This window comes from Actinokineospora sp. NPDC051303 (genome assembly GCF_055586285.1).
The window spans coordinates 1-18,816 of record NZ_JBVJIN010000046.1; the positions used below are offsets into that span (position 1 = coordinate 1).

Here is an 18,816-nt window from a genome sequence, read left to right on the forward strand (position 1 = left end):
GACGGGTGGGGTGCCTTCGGCCCCACGACCACGGCGAGTTTAGGGATCTTCCTTCTCCCCCAAAGAAACCACTCCACCCCATCGAGCACTGGGCGGGCGTAGGTGCGGCCTGGCGGGGAGGTGGTTAGGGCCGGGTGCGGCTTCGTGTGTGTGTCGCTGCTCGTTCCGCGCCATCGAGTGCCTGGCAGGGCCGGGTGCGGTGAGTGGTTCCTTCGTCCGATCTGGCTTCTGGCAGCTCTGGTGCGGTGGCAGGAAGGCGAGTTGACTTCTCTGCCCTCTGCCCTCTGCCCTCTGCCCTCTTCCCTCTTCCCTCTTCCCTCTTCCCCTCTTCCCCTCTTCCCCTCTTCCCCTCTTCCCCTCTGGCTCCTGGCAGCTTTGAGTGCCGTTGGCGGGAGGCGAGTGGCTTCTCCGCGCTCTCTTCCGCCGGGCAGGTCGGGTGTGTCAGCCGGAGGGGCTGTGTCTCTTCGGGACGTTCGTCGTCTCTTCCCGCTTTTGGGGGACGCTCGATGGTGGTCTTCGGGACTGGGGTGTCTGGGATTTCAGACGGTGTCACCCGATCCCAGGTCGTGCTGGGGGGCTGGTGGGGTTGAGATGGGGGCATGCGGGAACGAGTGCTGCTTGATGGTGGGGCGCTGAGTCGGGGGCAGGTTGTCGCTGTTGCTCGGGGTGGGGCGGTTGTGGAGGTCACGGCTGGGGCGCTGGCTGGGGTGGGGGTGGCTCGGAGGCACGTTGAGCGGTTGGCGGAAGCGCCGGTGCCTACCTATGGGGTTTCCACGGGGTTTGGGGCGTTGGCGGTTCGGCATATTCCGGTGGAGAGTCGGGCGGCGTTGCAGCGGTCGTTGGTGCGGTCGCACGCGGCGGGGGCGGGGGCTGAGGTCGAGCCGGAGGTGGTGCGGGCGCTGATGGTGTTGCGGCTGCGGACGCTGGCTACGGGGCGGACGGGGGTTCGGCGGTCCACTGTGGAGGCGTTGGCCGCGATGGTGAACGCGGGGATCGTGCCGGTGGTGCACGAGTACGGGTCGTTGGGGTGTTCGGGGGATTTGGCGCCGTTGGCGGCTGTCGCGCTCGCGTTGATCGGGGAAGGGCTCGTGCGTGATGGGGAGGGGGAGTCGCGGGGGGCGGCTGACGCGCTGGCGGCGGCGGGGATCGAGCCGGTCACGCTTGCCGAGAAGGAGGGGCTGGCGCTGATCAACGGGACCGACGGGATGCTGGGCATGCTGGTGCTGGCTCTGCGCGACCTGAACGCCCTGCTCGACGTCGCCGATCTCACGGCGGCGATGAGCGTGGAGGCGCTGTTGGGGACCGACCGGGTGTTCGCCGCCGACCTGCAGGCGTTGCGCCCGCACCCGGGGCAGGCGGTGTCGGCGGCGCGGATGGCGGCCTTCCTCGCCGACTCGCCGATCGTGGCCAGTCACCGGGGGCCGGGGTGCACCCGGGTGCAGGACGCCTACTCGCTGCGGTGCGCCCCGCAGGTGCACGGCGCGGCCCGGGACGTCGTGGCGTTCGCCGAGGCGGTGGCCGACCGGGAGTTGGCGGCGGCGGTGGACAACCCGGTCGTGCTCGCCGACGGGCGGGTTGAGTCGAACGGCAACTTCCACGGGGCTCCGCTGGCCTACGCCCTGGACTACTTGGCCATCCCGGTCGCCGATGTCGCCAGCATGGCCGAGCGGCGCACCGACCGGATGCTCGACGTCGCCCGGTCGCACGGGCTGCCGCCGTTCCTGGCCGCCGACCCGGGGGTGGACTCCGGGCACATGATCGCCCAGTACACACAGGCCGCGGTGGTCGCCGAGCTGAAACGGCTGGCCGCCCCGGCGTCGGTCGACTCGATCCCCAGTTCGGCGATGCAGGAGGACCACGTGTCCCTGGGCTGGTCGGCCGGGCGCAAGCTGCGCCGGGCCGTCGACGGGCTGACCACCGTGCTCGCCGTCGAACTGCTGACCGCCGCCCGCGCGCTCGACCTGCGTGCCCCGCTGACCCCCGGCCCGGCGACGGCCGCCGCCGTGGCCGCCGTGCGCGCCCGGGTGCCCGGTCCCGGGCCGGACCGGCACCTCGCCCCGGAGATCGCCGCGGCGGAAGACCTCGTCCGCTCCGGCGCCCTGCTCGCCGCCGTCCACCAGGAGGTCTCATGAGTGAGCCTGCGAACGAACCTTTGTCGCGGATGAGTGAGGTGGCCCGGTGACCGCTCCCGGACCCGTCCGCGCCGCGCGCGGCACTTCGCGCACTGCCCGGAGCTGGCAGACCGAGGCCGCGTTGCGCATGTTCCACAACAACCTCGACCCCGAGGTCGCCGAGCGGCCAGCCGATCTGGTCGTCTACGGCGGCACCGGCAAGGCCGCGCGGGACTGGGCGAGCTTCGCGGCGATCACCCGGGAGCTGACCGGGCTCGGCGACGACGAGACGCTGCTGGTGCAGTCGGGCAAGCCGGTCGGGGTGTTGCGCACGCATGAGTGGGCACCTCGGGTGCTGATCGCGAACTCGAACCTGGTCGGCGACTGGGCGACCTGGCCGGAGTTCCGCCGCCTCGAAGCGGCCGGGCTCACGATGTACGGCCAGATGACCGCCGGGTCGTGGATCTACATCGGCACGCAGGGCATCTTGCAGGGGACCTACGAGACGTTCGCTGCCGTCGCGGCCAAGCGCTTTCGCGGCACGCTGCGCGGAACCCTGACCCTGACCGCGGGGCTGGGCGGAATGGGCGGCGCGCAACCGCTTGCGGTGACCATGAACGGCGGCGTCGCGCTGTGCGTCGAGGTCGACCCGGCCCGCGCCCGCCGCCGCGTGGAGACCCGTTATCTGGACGAGCTGGCCGCCGACCTCGACGACGCCGTGGCGCGGGTGGAGCGGGCCAAGCGGATCGGGCTGCCGCTGTCGGTCGGGATGATCGGCAACGCCGCCGAGGTGCTGCCGGAACTGCTGCGGCGCGGTGTCGCGGTCGACATCGTGACCGACCAGACCTCCGCGCACGACCCGCTGGCGTACCTGCCGCGCGGGGTGGCCCTGGACGACTGGGCCGACTACGCCGCGGCCAAGCCCGACGAGTTCACCGAGCGGGCGCGGGCGTCGATGGCCGAGCACGTCGAGGCGATGGTCGGGTTCCTCGACGCGGGCGCGGAGGTGTTCGACTACGGCAACTCGATCCGCGGCGAGGCCAAACTCGGCGGCTGCGCGCGGGCCTTCGACTTCCCTGGCTTCGTGCCCGCCTACATCCGGCCGCTGTTCTGCGCGGGCCGGGGCCCGTTCCGCTGGGCGGCGCTGTCGGGCGACCCGGCCGATATCGCCGCGACCGACCGGGCGATCCTGGATCTGTTCCCGGACAACGATTCCCTGGCCCGCTGGATTCGCCTCGCGGGCGAAAAGGTCGCGTTCCAAGGGCTTCCGGCGCGCATCTGCTGGCTCGGCTACGGTGAGCGGCACCTGGCGGGGTTGCGGTTCAACGACATGGTGGCCAGCGGCGAGCTGTCCGCGCCGGTGGTGATCGGGCGCGACCACCTCGACTGCGGCTCGGTCGCGTCCCCGTACCGGGAGACCGAGGCGATGGCGGACGGGTCCGACGCGATCGCTGACTGGCCGCTGCTTAACGCGCTGGTCAACACCGCGTCGGGGGCCAGTTGGGTGTCGATCCACCACGGCGGCGGGGTTGGCATCGGCCGGTCCATCCACGCGGGCCAGGTGACCGTGGCGGACGGGACGCCGTTGGCGGGCCAGAAGATCGAGCGGGTGCTGACCAACGACCCGGCGACCGGCGTCCTGCGGCACGTGGACGCGGGCTACGAGCGGGCGGCCGAGGTCGCGGACGAGCACGACATCGTCGTCCCGATGGCGCGGCCGTGACCGGGCTGGCTGAGATCGCCGGGATCGGCGCGGACCCGAGGCGCGGCGGGTACTCCCGGCACGGGTTCGACCGCGCGGATCTGGCGCTACGCGAGTGGTTCACCGCGCAGGCGCGGCGGCACGGGCTCGACGTCGAGTGCGACCGCAACGGCAACCTGTGGGCGTGGTGGGGGCCGCCGGGGGACGGCGCGGTCGTCACCGGCAGCCACTTGGACTCCGTTCCCGGCGGCGGCGCGTTCGACGGGCCGTTGGGGGTCGTGTCGGCGCTCGAAGCCGTGGACCTGTTGCGAGAACGGGGTTTCACGCCGGGACGGCCGCTCGCGGTCGTGGTGTTCGCCGAAGAGGAGGGCGGGCGCTTCGGCGTGGCGTGTCTCGGCTCACGGCTGCTGACCGGGTCCCTGCCGCCCGAGACGGCTTTGCGACTGTCCGATTCGGACAGTGTGACTCTGGCCGAGGCCCTGCGGGCGGCGGGAATCGACCCCGCACGGGTGGGGCGGGACGACGCGGCGCTGGCGCGGATCGGGACATTCGTGGAGCTGCACGTCGAGCAGGGGCGGGGGCTGGTCGACCTGGCGGCCCCGGTCGGGGTGGCGCGGTCCATCCTCGCCCACGGCCGGTGGCGGCTCACCTTCACCGGCGAGGGGAACCACGCGGGCGCGACGCTCATGGTCGACCGGCGCGACCCGATGGTCGCCGCCGCCCAAGTCGTCGTCGCCGCACGCCGGGCCGCGCTCGCGGTGGAGGGGGCGCGGGCCACCGTGGGCCGGATCGTGCCGACTCCGGGCGGCACGAACGTCATTCCATCCACTGTGGACATCTGGTTGGACGCGCGGGCGGACGACGACGCGCGCACCCAGGCGGTCGTCGCGGACATCACCGCGGCGGCGGAGGCCGCGGCGGCGGACGAGGGCTGCGCGGTCACGGTCACCCAGGAGTCGTACGGGGACAAGGTGGTCTTCGACCCGATGCTGCGCGACGCGGTGGCGCGCGCGCTGGGCGGCGTGCCAGCCCTGCCCACTGGCGCGGGCCACGACGCGGGCATCCTCGCCGCGCACGTGCCCACGGCAATGCTGTTCGTGCGCAACCCGACCGGTATCAGCCACGCGCCGGAGGAGTTCGCCGAGCCCGCCGACTGCGCGGCGGGCGTGGCCGCGCTCGCCGACGTCCTCGCCCACCTGGCCCGATGACCGCGTACTGGTGCGAGCACGCCTGGCTGCCCGATGGGGTCGCCACCGGCGTCCTGGTGACCGTCTCCGACGGCTCTATCGTTTCAGTGTCTCAAGTGGACGCTGAGCCGCCGGACGCGGTGACGTTGCCCGGATTGGTGTTTCCCGGGTTCGCCAACGCGCACTCGCACGCCTTCCACCGTGCCCTGCGCGGCCGGACCCACGACGACGGCGGCACGTTCTGGACGTGGCGAAGCCGGATGTACGAGCTGGCCGGACGCCTGACCCCGGACTCGTACTTCCTGCTGGCCCAAGCGGTCTACGCGGAGATGGCTCTGGCCGGAGTGACCTGCGTCGGCGAGTTCCACTACCTCCACCACGCCCCCGGCGGCGCCCGGTACGCCGACCCGAACGCCATGGGCCACGCCCTGATCGAGGCGGCCCGCGCGGCGGGAATCCGGCTCACCCTGCTCGACACCTGTTACCTGGCAGGCGGAATCAACCAGCCGCTGTCCCCGCACCAGCGACGCTTCTCCGACGACGACGTCCACCGCTGGGCCGAGCGCGTCGCCGACCTGCGCCCCGACACCACCACCCGGGTCGGCGCGGCCATCCACTCCGTCCGCGCCGTCCCGCGCGAGGCGCTGCCGGTGGTCGCGGGTTTCGCGGGCCCGCTGCACGTCCACCTGTCTGAACAGCCCGCCGAGAACACTGCTTGTCGCACCGCCTACGGCCGCTCGCCCACCGAACTGCTGGCCGACACGGGTGTCCTCAGCCCCCGCACGACCGCCGTCCACGCCACCCACGTGACCGGTGCCGACATCGCCCTGCTCGGTGCCACCGGCACTGGCGTTTGCCTCTGTCCCACAACGGAAGCCGACCTCGCAGACGGCATCGGCCCAGCCCGGGAACTCGCCGACGCGGGCTGCCCCCTGTCGCTGGGCAGCGACCAGCACGCGGTGGTGGACCCACTGGGCGAGGCCCGCGCGTTGGAGCACGGCGAACGTCTCCGCACCGGCCGCAGAGGCCGCTTCACCCCGGCCGAATTGGTCGCCGCCCTCACCTCATCCGGTCACGCCAGCCTCGGCTGGCCGGAAGCGGGCCGCATCGCCCCCGGCGCCCCGGCGGATCTGGTGACCGTCCGCCTAGACACCCCCCGCACCGCGGGCAGCCTGCCCGCTCAAGCGGTCCTTTCTGCTTCGGCGTCCGATGTGGACACCGTGATCGTCGGCGGCAAGGTCGTCGTGAGGTCCGGAACCCACACCCTCGGTGATATCGCGGAACTCCTGACCACGGCGATCGAAGGACAGCGCCCATGAGCACCCTGATCACCAACATCGCCGAACTCACCACCAACGACGACCCCGAGGTGATCACCAACGCGGCCGTGGTCCTGGACGGCGACCGGTTCGCCTGGGCAGGCCCGGCGAAGTCCGCCCCACCCGCCGACACCCGAGTCGACGCGGCGGGCCGCGCCGCCCTCCCCGGCTGGGTCGACAGCCACACGCACCTGGTCTTCGCGGGCGACCGCACCGCCGAGTTCACCGCCCGCATGGCCGGAAAGCCCTACACGGCAGGCGGAATCACCACCACCGTCACCGCCACCCGCGCCGCCACCGACGACGACCTGCGCGCCACCCTCCGCCGCCACGTGGCCGAAGCGGTGTCCCAGGGCACCACCTACCTGGAAACCAAAACCGGCTACGGCCTCACCGTGGAAGATGAAGCCCGCTGCGCCCGCATAGCCGCCGAGTGCGCGGACGAAGTCACCTACCTGGGCGCGCACCTGATTCCCCCCGACACCACCCCAGAGTCCTATGTGGATCTCGTATCCGGCCCCATGCTCACCGCGGTCGCACCTTACGTCCAATGGGCCGACGTCTTCTGCGAAACCGGCGCCTTCGATGAGACCCAATCCCGCCACGTCCTCACTGCTGCCGCCCCCCACGGCCTCGGCCTCCGCGTCCACGGAAACCAGCTGGCCCCCGGCCCCGGCGTCCGCCTAGCCGTGGACCTGTCCGCCGCCAGCGTCGACCACTGCACCTATCTGACGGAGTCCGATGTAGACGCCCTGGCGAACTCCGACACGGTGGCCACCCTCCTGCCAGCCTGCGACCTGTCGACGCGCCAGCCCCTCCCAGACGCCAGAACCCTCCTGGACGCTGGCGCGACCGTAGCGCTGGCCACCAACTGCAACCCGGGCTCGTCCTACACCTCGTCCATGGCTTTCTGCGTGGCCACAGCGGTTCTCCAGATGCGCATGTCGGTGACCGAAGCGGTCCGAGCGGCCACCTGGGGCGGCGCCCGAGCCCTACGCCGCGAAACCGAAGTAGGCGTAATCCGCCCGGGAGCCCGAGCCGACCTGCACGTCCTCGACGCCCCCTCGGCCACCCACCTCGCCTACCGCCCCGGCGTCCCCCTCACCTGGGCGGTGTGGCGCTCAGGTGCTCCGGTTCGTCCGCCGCGAGAATAAGGGTTTCCGTCCTCGGCACCAGGCCGGAAGTCTGCCGCTCCAACAGCGTGATCCCCACCGCGATCTGGTGAAAGTGCTGCCTCTCCGGACGGGCTGTGTTGCTTGCCAGGGTCAGCGCGAGGAAACGGACCTGTGCGGCCGTGGACGGGGAGACCGGCCAACCAGTCTCGATCGGCTGCCGGGTCAGATCGACCAGCCTGTCTATCGCATCGGACCACGTCGAGATCGGGATGGTCTGAATGTACGCGAGCGTTGCCGCGAGGGCGTTCCGGCTGAGAACCGGCCGCCGAGGTCGGTCTGCTATTCCTGCGGCTACCAGGAAACGGGCGGTGAACTCGCGGCCGAACGCGGTGGGGTGAACCTCTCCGACCGTGGAAATCGCTGTTCTCAGCGCGTTGCCCCACGAATCCGCCAGTGAGGTGAACGGAGTTCTGGGGTTCCCGCGGGTAGTCAGTACTGCGGCGATGCTGGAAGTCTTGCCGCCGATCTGTTGAGCGAAGGCGGCGGCTCTCCACTGCCTGGCGCTTTCCATCATCTTAGCGGCGGTCAGTGAGAAAGGCTCTTCCAACTGAGGTGTTTCCAGCTTAACCGCGATACCATCCAGGGCTGCGTGGCCTACGCGCTCCAGATAAGTGGTGATATCGAGGTGCTGCACCAGGTCGAGCGCGGCCCAAAGGTCGGCGAAGATTTTCCGGGCCTGGTGGCGCTGGGGAACCGGTTGCTTGGCTTCACGCAGGTAGGGGGTGAGCTCCATGACCAGCAGTTCGGCAAGGACGGCCGCGTGCGCGAGCACGACCCGGGTGAGCAGCGCCGTGTCGAAATCGGCGCGCACGGCGTCGGTCAGCATCCCGGGCGTGATCAGATACGGGTGGTCGCGCTCCGCGACCAGGGTCAGCTGGTGCTCTCGCTCGGCCGCCCACACGGCCAGCCCCTCGACGTGGGGGCGGACCGCGGGATCGCCGAGTTCGTCCGGCCTCGGCAGCCGGATGTCGTACCGCGGGTCGCTGATCTTCCAGAACCAACGGAGAAACCGCTTCACGTGCTCTTCCTGAACACCGAACGCGGGGCCTTCGGCGTAGGCAGGGATCGGTCCCGGCGCGTGGATGTCGATCAGGAAAAGCCGGTACAGCGCCGCCGGAATGGGCTCGCGCCAGACCAGTGAGCCCTTGCTGGTCCGCACGAACTCGCGCAGGTAGCGCTGGGCCAGCACGGTCATGATCACCTGACGGTGTTGGATCGCCTTGGGGTCCGTTGTGGACTCCAGCAGGGTGGTCAGCTCTGCCCGCAGGTCTTCGGACATCTCGCTGCCCTGCGCCAGGCAGTCGAAGGCCAGGGACAGGGCGGTCGCCCGGCCGGAGGCAAGGCACGCCGTCACAATGGGATCGGCGTCTGAGGTCGCGGTGTAGAGCAGGGTTGTCTCGCGCCACCAGTCGTTGTCGATGGCGTAGGCGAGGGTGTCTACCAAGCCCTTTTCGCGGATGTGGGCGGCGGCGAGGTATTCCTGGAAAGTCAGGTGCGCGAAGGAGAACTGGCTGTTCTCCCACTCCACCAGCAGGCCGTCGGAGACGATTTCGGTGAGGAAGTCCGCCGCTCCCAACGGGGTCGAGAACCGGCGCAGCATCTTGGTGAACTCGTCCAGCACCGCCTCTCGGGACAGCTGCCGGATGCCGGAGGTCATCATCAGGTACGCGATGTGCCGCAGCAGCACCAGTTTGAACTGGCTCTGCGCCCCGGTCGGCAGGTTCTTCGCCTTCTGCCGTTGCCACAGCATCACTTCGCAGATCTCGCGGTACAGGTCCGCCCGGCTGCCCGGCAGCGCGCCCCGGAACCGGTGCACGGTCGCGATCATGGTGAGCAGCAACGGGTTCACCGTCAGATCGGTCAACGCGGGCGCGGCGTCGAGCCGGGTCAGCAGGTCCTCAGCGTCGGCCTCGGCGCGGGCGCGCAACTCGTCGTCGGTTTCGCCGGTTCCGCGTTCCACCAGGGCCAGGTACCAGCCCCGCACGAAGGCGCGCACCTGCTCGGGGGTGAACGGCCGGACCTGCAACACCGTCGCGCCGTCGATCGGGCCGTCAAGGTACCCCTGGGGGCGGGAGGTGATGACGAAGTCGTTCTTCGGGTACTGCCGGACCTGGTGCTCGACCCAGGTGGAGACGCGCCTGCGGTCCTCCTGCCGGGCGACCTCGTCCAGGCCGTCGAGCATCACCACACAGCGCCCGTTGACCAACTGCTCGTCAAACCACCCCTGCGGTTCGGCCGCCGCGTGCCTGCCGAGCTTCGCGCGGATCAGCGTCGGCAGCGCCACCTCCGGGTCGGCGACGATCGAGGTCACATGGTCGCGCAGGTAGAGCAGGACCGGGAACTCCCGCCTGCGGTCGGCGTGCGCCTGGCACACCTCCCGCGCCACCTTGCGCAGCAGCGTCGTCTTCCCCGTCCCCGGCCCGCCGACCACGGCGAGGATGCGCGGCTCCGGCTGGTCGAGAAACCGGTCGATGCGGTGCCGCTCCCGCACACTCGCGGGCACGAACGCCAGCACATCGGCCCCGATCTGCTGCGGCGCCCGCTGCGCGAGACTGACGTCGACGTAGACCTCGTCCAGTTCCAGCCCGGAATGGCTCAGCGTCTGCAAGCCCTTGAGATCGAGATACCGCAATGTGGCAAGCACGAACGCCCGATACTCCCCGGCGAACCCCTCATCACCCGGCCCGCCAGCCGCGCCCGCCCGCCGCACCCGCGAGACGACGAGGAGGCCGATGGACGCCGCCACGGCCGTGGCGCCTCCGACCAACCCGATCACGTCGGTTAATCCCGCCATCCCGCCCCCTCCACCAACCAGCGTGCACCCTACGGCGTCGGCGATCTTGACGGATTGTTTCAGCCTGAGCTGGAGCAAGTCCGGGGTTAGGTTGGCGTTATGGAGTACACGCACCTCGGCCGCAGCGGTCTGTCGGTATCCCGGCTGGTCCTCGGCACCATGAACTTCGGACCGGAGACCACCGAAGCCGACAGCCACTCGATCATGGATCGGGCGCTGGAGCACGGCATCAACTTCTTCGACACCGCCAACGTCTACGGCTGGCAGAAGGGCGAGGGGATCACCGAGCAGATCATCGGCCGGTGGTTCGCCCAGGGCGGCGGGCGGCGGGAGAAGACCGTGCTGGCGACCAAGCTCTACGGCAGCATGGGCGACTGGCCCAACGAGACCTTCCTGTCCGCGCTGAACATCCGCCGGGCCGCCGACGCTTCCCTCAAGCGGCTGCGGACCGACTACATCGACCTCTACCAGATGCACCACGTCGACCGGGCCACGCCGTGGGAGGAGGTCTGGGAGGCGTTCTCCGTCCTGCGGCAGCAGGGCAAGGTGCTGTACTTCGGCTCGTCCAACTTCGCCGGGTGGCACATCGCGCAGGCGCAGGAGGCGGCGCGGGAGCGGCGTTTCCTCGGGCTGGTGTCCGAGCAGTCGATCTACAACCTGCTCACCCGATGGGTGGAACTTGAGGTGCTGCCCGCCGCCCGGCACTACGGGCTCGGGGTCATCCCCTGGTCACCGCTGCACGGCGGGGTGCTCGGCGGGGTGTTGCGCAAGCAGCGGGAGGGCGGCGGCTCGCGCGGGCTGTCCGGGCGGTCGGGGGAGGCGCTGGCCAAGCACCGGGACGCCATCGAGGCCTACGAGAAGCTGTGCGCCGACCTCGGCGAGGACCCGGCCCACGTCGGGCTGGCGTGGCTGCTCGCCCAGGAGGGGGTGACCGGGCCCATCATCGGGCCGCGCACCGTCGACCAGTTGGACGGCTCACTGCGCGCCCTGAAGATCCCGATGAACTCCGACACGCTGGCGAAACTGGACGAACTGTTCCCACCGCCCGCGCCCAACGGCGCGAAACCCGCCCCCGAGGCTTACGCCTGGTAGGCGGACCGGGACCACGTTCGGACGCAGTGCACTATGTCACTATGTGTTTAAAAGCGAATAAGATTCTCTTGACCCCCCTTCCGCGTACCCGCGATCATCGCTGAGACTGATCGCGGAAGGCGGCATTATTCGCCGCCCCCGACAATCGGGGTTCCGTTTCGGGGGGAGGCTCAGTGCGCGCGCTCGGACTCTTCTTCGCCGCGCTCATCGGCCTCGCCGTCCTGTCCGGCGTGCCGCTCATCGAGCCTCTCCCCGCTCGGGAGAGCACCGGACAGGAATCCTTCCTTGATCCGCTGACACCCGCATCCGCCTTGGGTGACACGGAGTTCGCCGACGACGCCGCCGTGTTCGCCGCCGCGGTCGCGCCCGTGGACCGGGGTTCCCCGCCCGCCGCGAGGCCCTGGGCGACCGTGCTCTCCACGCGCGTCGACAGGGAAATCGCCCGCGCTCCGCCTGCCGTGCGCTGATTCCACTTCCCGCTCAGCCGTGGTCGAAATAGCGACTTCGGCGGCCCTGTCGCGCCCGAAAAAGGACAATTCCATGCGCCGTAAATCCGACCGAACCCGACAATCCGACCACGACCCGGTCGGGGCGGCGTCACCGGTCCGCCGGTTTCCGAAATCGGACCTCAAGGCCGGTTTCCTGGTCTCGCTCATCGCGCTGCCGCTGTGCCTGGGGATCGCGGTGGCCAGCGGATTCCCACCGGTCGCGGGCGTGCTCACCGCCATCGTCGGCGGTGTCCTCGGCGGTCTGCTCGGCGGGGCGCCGCTGACCATCAAGGGACCCGCCGCCGGGCTGATCGTCATCGCCGTGGGCGCCGTGCACGACCTCGGCCAGGGCGACCTCGTCGCGGGCTACCGGCGCGCCCTGGCGGTGGGCGTGGTCGCGGCGCTGATCCAGATCCTGTTCGGCCTGGCGCGCGCCGCGGGCGTCGGGGTGGCCATGTCGCCCTCGGTCGTGCACGGGATGCTGGCCGCGATCGGCGTCATCATCATCGCCAAACAGGCGCACATCGTGCTGGGCGTCAAACCCGAAGCCGAGACCTCCTTCGGCCTGCTCGCCGAGATCCCGCACAGCCTCACCCACGCCAACCCGCTGATCCTGCTGGTGGGCGCGCTGTCGCTGCTCATCCTGTTCGGCCTGCCGCTGGCGCGCGCCCGCTGGAGCAAGGCTGTGCCCGCCCCGCTGGTCGTCCTCGCGGTGGCCATCCCCATCGGCCTGTGGCTGCACCTCGACCGCCCGCACGACTACCGGTTCCTCGAAGCCAACCACCACCTCGGCCCCGAGTACCTGGTCCGGCTGCCCGGCTCGCTGCTCGACGCCGTCACGTTCCCGGACTTCTCTCAGATCCTCAGCGGCACGTCGGTGCAGTACGTGGTGATGTTCGCGCTCATCGGCACCATCGAGTCCACCCTCACCGTGCTCGCAGTGGATTCGATGGACCCGGCGAAAGGGTCGTCCGACCTCAACCGCGACCTGCTCGCCATCGGCGCGGGCAACCTGACCTCGGCCATGATCGGCGGCCTGCCGATGATCTCCGAGATCGTGCGCAGCAAGGCCAACCTGGACTCCGGCGCGACCACCCGCTGGTCCAACGTCTGCCACGGCGCGATCCTGCTGCTGTTCGTCGCGCTCATCCCCGGCGTCGTGCAGACCATCCCGCTCGCCGCGCTGGCCGCGATGCTGGTCTACACCGGCTTCCGCCTCGCCTCGCCGAGCGAGTTCCGGCACGCCGCGAGCCTGGGCTGGGACCAGCTCGCCCTGTTCCTCACGACCCTGCTGGTCACCCTCGCCACCGACCTGCTCATCGGCGTCGCGGCCGGTCTCGGCCTCAAGATCGTGCTGCACCTCGTCCGCGGCGTGCCGCTGCCCGCGTTCCTGCGCCCGCGCCCCGAGATCACCCGCGACGGCGCCGTCCTGCGGGTCCGGGTTCCCGGCGCGGCGATCTTCCCGGTGCTGCTCCCGCTGCGCCGCGTCCTTGCCCAGGCGGACGGGGACATCCGCGAGGTCGTGATCGATGTCCGCGACGCGGCGATCGTGGACCACACGTTCCTGGCCCGGCTGGACGAGCTGGCCAAGGAACTGCCCGCGGCGACCGTGACCGTCGACGGGCTCGACCAGCTCGCACCGGTCTCCGACCACCCGCACGCCACCCGCCGCAGACGGCGGAGCTGACCGCGGGCGTCAGCCGGAGAGACCGCTCAGTGGTGTCCGGGCGGCGGCCCTGGCTGAGGTCCGCCCGGACCGGGCATCCCCGGGGGCGGCGTGCCCGGACCGGCGGCGGGCATTCCGGGCGGCGGCGTGCCCGGTCCCGGCGGGTAGTGCCCACCCGGCATTCCCTGCGGTCCCCCGGGCATCCCCGGCGCGCCCATGGGCGGCATCCCTGGCTGCGGCGGGTAACCGGGCGGCGGATAGCCGGGCTGCGGGGGATAACCAGGCGGCGGATAGCCCATGCCCTGCGGCGGGTAGTACCCCGGCGGCATCGGCGGCGGTTTCGGCTTGTTGCTCAAGGTGAACACGAGGACCGCCGTGATGGCGCCGCCGAGCCCGATCAGCAGGAGCAGCAGAGTGAAGATACCCACGCACGCAGCATATGGGTGCCACCCCGGTCAGCGCGGGCGGTCCGGTCATCGGGCTCCGGTCGGCCGGAGTCCTGCTAGTCCTCGACGTCCTCGTCACGGGCGAGGAAGGTGGCCAGCCGCTCGATGGGGGTCTCGAAGTCCGGGTTGGCGTCGACAAACGCGCGCAGGCGGTCGGCCAGCCACGCGAGGGTGACCTCCTCCTCGCCGCGGCGTTCCTCCAGCTCTTCGATCCCGCGATCGGTGAAATACACGTGGAACTCCTGGGAAGAAGGCGGGGCCGCCGAAGGAGTGCTCCGGCGGCCCCGTCAACTGACTGTCTTTACTCGAACGCCTTCGCGATCAGCGCCCGCTGCTCAAGCTCGTGCACCTTGCTCGACCCGGCGGACGGCGCCGACATCGGCCGCCGCGACACGCGGGTGATCCGGGTGAGCCGGTCCGGGAACATCTCCGGCAGGTTCAGGCCGTAGAACGGCCAAGAGCCCTGGTTCGCGGGCTCCTCCTGAACCCACCGCACGTCCGAGACGTGGCTGTAGCGGTCGAACACCGCGCCGAGCTTGCGCTCCGGCACCGGGTAGAGCTGCTCGACCCGCACGATGGCGGTGTCGGACGCGCCGCGCTTCTCCTTCTCCGCGGCAAGCTCGTAGTACAGCTTGCCCGAGACGAACAGCAGCTTCGTGACCGCGGCCGGGTCCGGCACGGTCGGGTCATCGATCACCGACTCGAACCGGGTGCCCTCAAGGAAGTCCTCCACCGGGCTGACCGCGGCCTTGTTGCGCAGCATCGACTTCGGCGTGAACACCACCAGCGGACGCTGCACGCCGTCGAGCGCGTGCCTGCGCAGCAGGTGGAAGTAGTTCGCCGGGGTCGAGGGCACCGCCACGGTCATCGAGCCCTCGGCGCACAGCTGCAACCAGCGCTCGATGCGGCCCGAGGTGTGGTCGGGGCCCTGGCCCTCGTGCCCGTGCGGCAGCAGCACGACCACGTCGGAGAGCTGGCCCCACTTGGCCTCGCTGGAGGAGATGTACTCGTCGATGACCGACTGCGCGCCGTTGACGAAGTCGCCGAACTGCGCCTCCCACAGCACCAACGCGTCCGGGTTCGCCACCGAGTAGCCGTACTCGAAGCCCAGCGCCGCGTACTCCGACAGCGCGGAGTCGTAGACCATGAACTTGCCCTGGCCCTCGGCGAGGTTCTGCAGCGGCAGGTACTCCCGGCCGGACTTGCGGTCGATGATCGCCGCGTGCCGCTGGGTGAACGTGCCGCGCCGCGAGTCCTGGCCAGCCAGGCGGACCATGCGGCCCTCCATGGTCAGCGACCCGAACGCCAGCAGCTCGCCGTACGCCCAGTCGATGCCGCCCTCGCGGGACATCTTCGCCCGCCGCTCCAGCACCGGCTTGACCCTCGGGTGCGGGGTGAAGCCCTCGGGCAGGATCACGTGCGCGTCGCCGATGCGCTCCAGGACCGAGCGGTCCACGCCGGTCGCCAGCTTCGCGGGCACCTGCTGCTCTGCCTCGACCGACGGGCTCGGCGAGATCGGGTGCTTCTCCAGCTCCCGGACCTCGTTGAACACGTGCTCAAGCTGGCTGGAGAAGTCGCGCAGCGCCTTCTCGGCCTCCTCGACGGAGATGTCGCCGCGCCCGATCAGCGCCTCGGTGTAGCCCTTCCGGACCGAGCGCTTGGTGTCGATGATGTCGTACATGCCGGGCTGGGTCATCGACGGGTCGTCGCCCTCGTTGTGGCCGCGGCGGCGGTAGCAGACCAGGTCGATGACGACGTCCTTGTTGAACGTCTGCCGGTAGTCCATGGCCAGCCGCGCCACCCAGTAGCACGCCTCCGGGTCGTCGCCGTTCACGTGGAACACCGGAGCCTGGATCATCTTCGCCACGTCGGTCGCGTACTGGCTGGAGCGCGAGTGCTCCGGGGCCGTGGTGAAGCCGACCTGGTTGTTGATGATCACGTGCACGGTGCCGCCGGTGCGGTAGCCGCGCAGCAGCGCCAGGTTCAGCGTCTCGGCGACCACGCCCTGACCGGCGAACGCCGCGTCACCGTGCAGCGCGACCGGGAGAACGGTGAAGCCCTCGCCGCCCTTGTCGAGCAGGTCCTGCTTCGCGCGGACGATGCCTTCGAGGACCGGGTCGACGGTCTCCAGGTGCGACGGGTTCGCCGTCAGCGACACCTTGGTCTCGCCGTCGCCGAACATCCGGAAGTACTTGCCCTCCGCGCCCAGGTGGTACTTCACGTCACCGGAGCCGTGCGCCTGGCCCGGGTCGAGGTTGCCCTCGAACTCCTGGAAGATCTGCGAGATCGGCTTGCCGACGATGTTGGCCAGCACGTTGAGGCGGCCGCGGTGCGGCATGCCGATGACGACCTCGTCCAACTCGTACTCGGCGGCCTTGTCGAGCACGGTGTCCAGCAGCGGGATGACCGACTCGCCGCCTTCGAGCGAGAACCGCTTCTGCCCGACGTACTTGGTCTGCAGGAACGTCTCGAACGCCTCGGCGGCGTTGAGCTTGGACAGCACGTACTTCTGCACGGCGGCCGGGGGCTTCTCGTGCGGCACCTCGACCCGGTCCTGAATCCAGCGGCGCTCGGCCGGGTCCAGGATGTAGGTGTACTCGACGCCGACGGTCCGGCAGTAGGAGTCGCGCAGCACGCCGAGCACGTCGCGCAGCTTCATTCGCTCCTTGCCCGCGAACCCGCCGACCGGGAACTCCCGGTCGAGGTCCCACAGGGTCAGCCCGTGCGAGAGGACGTCGAGGTCCTCGTGCTTGCGCTGCCGGTAGTTCAGCGGGTCGGTGTCGGCCATCAGGTGGCCGCGGGTGCGGAACGCGTCGATCAGGCCCAGCACCCGGGCGGTCTTGTCGACCGGGCCCTCGGCGAAGTCCTCCATCCAGCGGATCGGCTCGTACGGAATCCGCAGGGAGGTGAAGATGTCGTCGTAGAAGCCGTCTTCGCCGAGCAGCAGGCGGTGGATCTCGCGCAGGAACTCGCCGGACTCCGCGCCCTGGATGATGCGGTGGTCGTAGGTCGAGGTCAGCGTGATGATCTTGCTGATGCCCATCTCGACCAGGGTCTTCTCCGCCGCGCCCTGGAACGGCGCCGGGTACTCCATCGCGCCGACGCCCAGGATCGCGCCCTGCCCGACCGACAGGCGCGGCACCGAGTGGTTGGTGCCGATGCCGCCGGGGTTGGTCAGCGAGATGGTGGTGCCGGAGAAGTCGTCCGCGGTCAGCGCGCCGTTGCGGGCCTTGCGGATCAGGTCCTCGTACGCCTGCCAGAACTGCTGGAAGGACATGCCCTCGCAGCCCTTGATGGCCGCGACGACCAGGTTGCGCGAGCCGTCCTTGCCCGGCAGGTCGATCGCCAGGCCCAGGTTGACATGCTCCGGGGTGACCGCGAAGGCCTTGTTGTCGACCTCGGCGTAGTGCCGGTTCATGTTCGGGTACGCCTCAAGGGCGCGCACCATCGCGTACCCGATGAGGTGGGTGAAGGAGACCTTCCCGCCCCGGGTCCGCTTGAGGTGGTTGTTGATCACGATCCGGTTGTCCGCGAGCAGCTTCGCGGGCACCGCGCGCACACTCGTCGCGGTCGGCAGCCCCAGCGACGCGTTCATGTTCTTCGCGATCGCGGCGGCGGGCCCGCGCAGCGGCTTGCGCTCCTCGCCCTTGCCGTCCGCGACGGACCCCTTGGCTGGCGCCTTGTTGTTCGGCGGCGCGACCGCCTCAGCGGACTTCGCTGGCGCGGCCGACGGGGCGGCCGGGGACGTCGTCGCCTTCACCGGGGGCGGCGCCTGTCCGTTGGTGGACGGCGCGCTGCTCTTCGGCGGACCGCTGGGCGCGGGCTTCGTGGCGGTCTGCGTGGAGGCGCCGCCAGTCGTGTCACTCCCCGCGGCCTTGGCCTGCGCGGCGCCCTGACTCGCCGCCCGCGGTGTTGGCTTGTAGTCCGCGAAGAAATCGTGCCAAGCGGGATCCACCGACGAGGGATCCGCGAGGAATTGCTCGTACATCTCTTCGACTAGCCACTCGTTCGCACCGAACTGTGACGCAGGACTGCTGGACACGGCTGGCTCTCGCCTCTATCCATCTCGATCTCGTATTGAACGCACTCCCCACCAGGCTAGTCCCCCGGTCAGGACGCTGGTCACCCAACCGGACCCCCGTGAGCCACCTCATGAGTGGCGTACGGCACTGAATCGGTTGAGATACCGATTAGGTGCGCTACTCCGGTCTGGAGGCACCCATTTGGCGGTCTTTGGCGCTAGGCCGGTCGGGTGAATTTGGCCCCGCCCAGCGGATCGCCGAACGGTCGCCGAATGGTCGCCACCCTAAGCCCCACCGTCGGGTAACGGAAGCCGAATGGTCGTTCCCCGACTTCACTGCGTGAGGTCGTGCAAAGTGAGGTAATGGACCACTCGATCGGGTAGCTGTCATTCCTGCCGGAATCCCGGCACGGCCCGATGGAGCCCCGTTCCGCCCGCGGCCTGACCTCGGTTCGCCCCGCTTGCCCGCGCTCTGCCCAGGTGAGGTGTGGTGACTGCTGGTTACCGGCCGCGGCTTGGGGCACGCGGACACGCCCGCTGGCGGGGTATGCGGAATCGCCCCAGGCCGGAGTGCCTTTGGGTGGTGCTTGGGTGCTCGCCGCTGGGCGACCAGGGTGGTGGCCCCAGTCGCCAGCGCCCGGCCGCTGACCTGCCGCTGGCCGTAGCTGAACGCGCGGCGATGCGAGCAAGCAGGCTGCTGCCGAGGCACGAACTCGCCCACGTGGGCGAGGCGCGAGCAGGACCAACGGCGGAGAGGATAGGGACACTCGCCCCTCCTATGGCCGGCCCGTATAGCCCGCGTCGGCTCTGCTCGC

General features: G+C 70.4%; 12 protein-coding genes. 8 read left to right on the plus strand and 4 right to left on the minus strand.

The genetic code is table 11. From position 1 onward, the window contains the following. The first annotated feature begins 599 nt into the window (after nt 1–599). The 5 genes from hutH to hutI are packed head-to-tail and all read left to right on the plus strand — an operon-like array spanning nt 600 to nt 7,473. Nucleotides 600–2,132 (plus strand): histidine ammonia-lyase, encoded by a 1,533-nt coding sequence (hutH, locus tag ACZ6SD_RS26455; RefSeq protein WP_465319697.1) that lies wholly within the window; start codon nt 600–602, stop codon nt 2,130–2,132. A 46-nt stretch (nt 2,133–2,178) separates the two neighbouring features. Next, a complete protein-coding gene (hutU, locus tag ACZ6SD_RS26460; protein ID WP_465319698.1) occupies nt 2,179–3,834 on the plus strand; it encodes a urocanate hydratase in 1,656 nt (551 codons plus the stop codon). Then, nucleotides 3,831–5,021: an allantoate amidohydrolase gene (locus tag ACZ6SD_RS26465; protein WP_465319699.1), complete on the plus strand. Its 1,191-nt coding sequence runs from the start codon at nt 3,831–3,833 to the stop codon at nt 5,019–5,021. The genes hutU and ACZ6SD_RS26465 overlap by 4 nt, the downstream gene beginning before the upstream one ends. Further along, nucleotides 5,018–6,319, plus strand: coding sequence for a formimidoylglutamate deiminase (locus ACZ6SD_RS26470; RefSeq protein WP_465319700.1), 1,302 nt, complete (start codon nt 5,018–5,020; stop codon nt 6,317–6,319). Before ACZ6SD_RS26465 ends, ACZ6SD_RS26470 begins: the two co-directional genes overlap by 4 nt. Beyond that, a complete protein-coding gene (hutI, locus tag ACZ6SD_RS26475) occupies nt 6,316–7,473 on the plus strand; it encodes an imidazolonepropionase (RefSeq protein WP_465319701.1) in 1,158 nt (385 codons plus the stop codon). The genes ACZ6SD_RS26470 and hutI overlap by 4 nt, the downstream gene beginning before the upstream one ends. Here the strand turns inward: hutI and ACZ6SD_RS26480 are convergent. Continuing rightward, nucleotides 7,421–10,288 (minus strand): NACHT domain-containing protein, encoded by a 2,868-nt coding sequence (locus ACZ6SD_RS26480; protein ID WP_465319702.1) that lies wholly within the window; start codon nt 10,286–10,288, stop codon nt 7,421–7,423. The genes hutI and ACZ6SD_RS26480 overlap by 53 nt on opposite strands. 99 nt (nt 10,289–10,387) lie before the next feature. Between ACZ6SD_RS26480 and ACZ6SD_RS26485 the strand changes: the two genes are divergently transcribed. From ACZ6SD_RS26485 to ACZ6SD_RS26495, 3 genes are all read left to right on the plus strand, one after another. Further along, nucleotides 10,388–11,380 carry an aldo/keto reductase gene (locus ACZ6SD_RS26485; RefSeq protein WP_465319703.1) on the plus strand — a complete coding sequence of 331 codons (993 nt, stop codon included), beginning with the start codon at nt 10,388–10,390 and terminating at the stop codon, nt 11,378–11,380. A 173-nt stretch (nt 11,381–11,553) separates the two neighbouring features. Next, a complete protein-coding gene (locus ACZ6SD_RS26490; protein ID WP_465319704.1) occupies nt 11,554–11,847 on the plus strand; it encodes a hypothetical protein in 294 nt (97 codons plus the stop codon). A gap of 73 nt (nt 11,848–11,920) precedes the next feature. Next, complete coding sequence (locus ACZ6SD_RS26495) at nt 11,921–13,555, plus strand: SulP family inorganic anion transporter (RefSeq protein ID WP_465319705.1); 1,635 nt, start codon at nt 11,921–11,923, stop codon at nt 13,553–13,555. A gap of 26 nt (nt 13,556–13,581) precedes the next feature. On the opposite strand, the gene ACZ6SD_RS26500 is transcribed toward ACZ6SD_RS26495, so the two are convergent. From ACZ6SD_RS26500 to ACZ6SD_RS26510, 3 genes are all read right to left on the minus strand, one after another. Beyond that, nucleotides 13,582–13,962, minus strand: coding sequence for a hypothetical protein (locus ACZ6SD_RS26500; protein WP_465319706.1), 381 nt, complete (start codon nt 13,960–13,962; stop codon nt 13,582–13,584). 74 nt (nt 13,963–14,036) lie between these two features. Next, nucleotides 14,037–14,213, minus strand: a complete 177-nt coding sequence (locus tag ACZ6SD_RS26505) for a DUF6104 family protein (RefSeq protein WP_091452375.1) — start codon at nt 14,211–14,213, stop codon at nt 14,037–14,039. Nucleotides 14,214–14,281: 68 nt separating this feature from the next. Continuing rightward, complete coding sequence (locus ACZ6SD_RS26510) at nt 14,282–17,968, minus strand: multifunctional oxoglutarate decarboxylase/oxoglutarate dehydrogenase thiamine pyrophosphate-binding subunit/dihydrolipoyllysine-residue succinyltransferase subunit (RefSeq protein ID WP_465319707.1); 3,687 nt, start codon at nt 17,966–17,968, stop codon at nt 14,282–14,284. Between the last annotated feature and the right edge of the window lie 848 nt (nt 17,969–18,816).

Coding starts and splice junctions, on each gene's coding strand:
- hutH (WP_465319697.1), top strand. CDS start 600: ATGCGGGAACGAGTGCTGCTTGATGGTGGGGCGCTGAGTCGGGGGCAG.
- ACZ6SD_RS26470 (WP_465319700.1), top strand. CDS start 5,018: ATGACCGCGTACTGGTGCGAGCACGCCTGGCTGCCCGATGGGGTCGCC.
- hutI (WP_465319701.1), top strand. CDS start 6,316: ATGAGCACCCTGATCACCAACATCGCCGAACTCACCACCAACGACGAC.
- ACZ6SD_RS26480 (WP_465319702.1), bottom strand. CDS start 10,288: ATGGCGGGATTAACCGACGTGATCGGGTTGGTCGGAGGCGCCACGGCC.
- ACZ6SD_RS26485 (WP_465319703.1), top strand. CDS start 10,388: ATGGAGTACACGCACCTCGGCCGCAGCGGTCTGTCGGTATCCCGGCTG.
- ACZ6SD_RS26495 (WP_465319705.1), top strand. CDS start 11,921: ATGCGCCGTAAATCCGACCGAACCCGACAATCCGACCACGACCCGGTC.
- ACZ6SD_RS26510 (WP_465319707.1), bottom strand. CDS start 17,968: ATGTACGAGCAATTCCTCGCGGATCCCTCGTCGGTGGATCCCGCTTGG.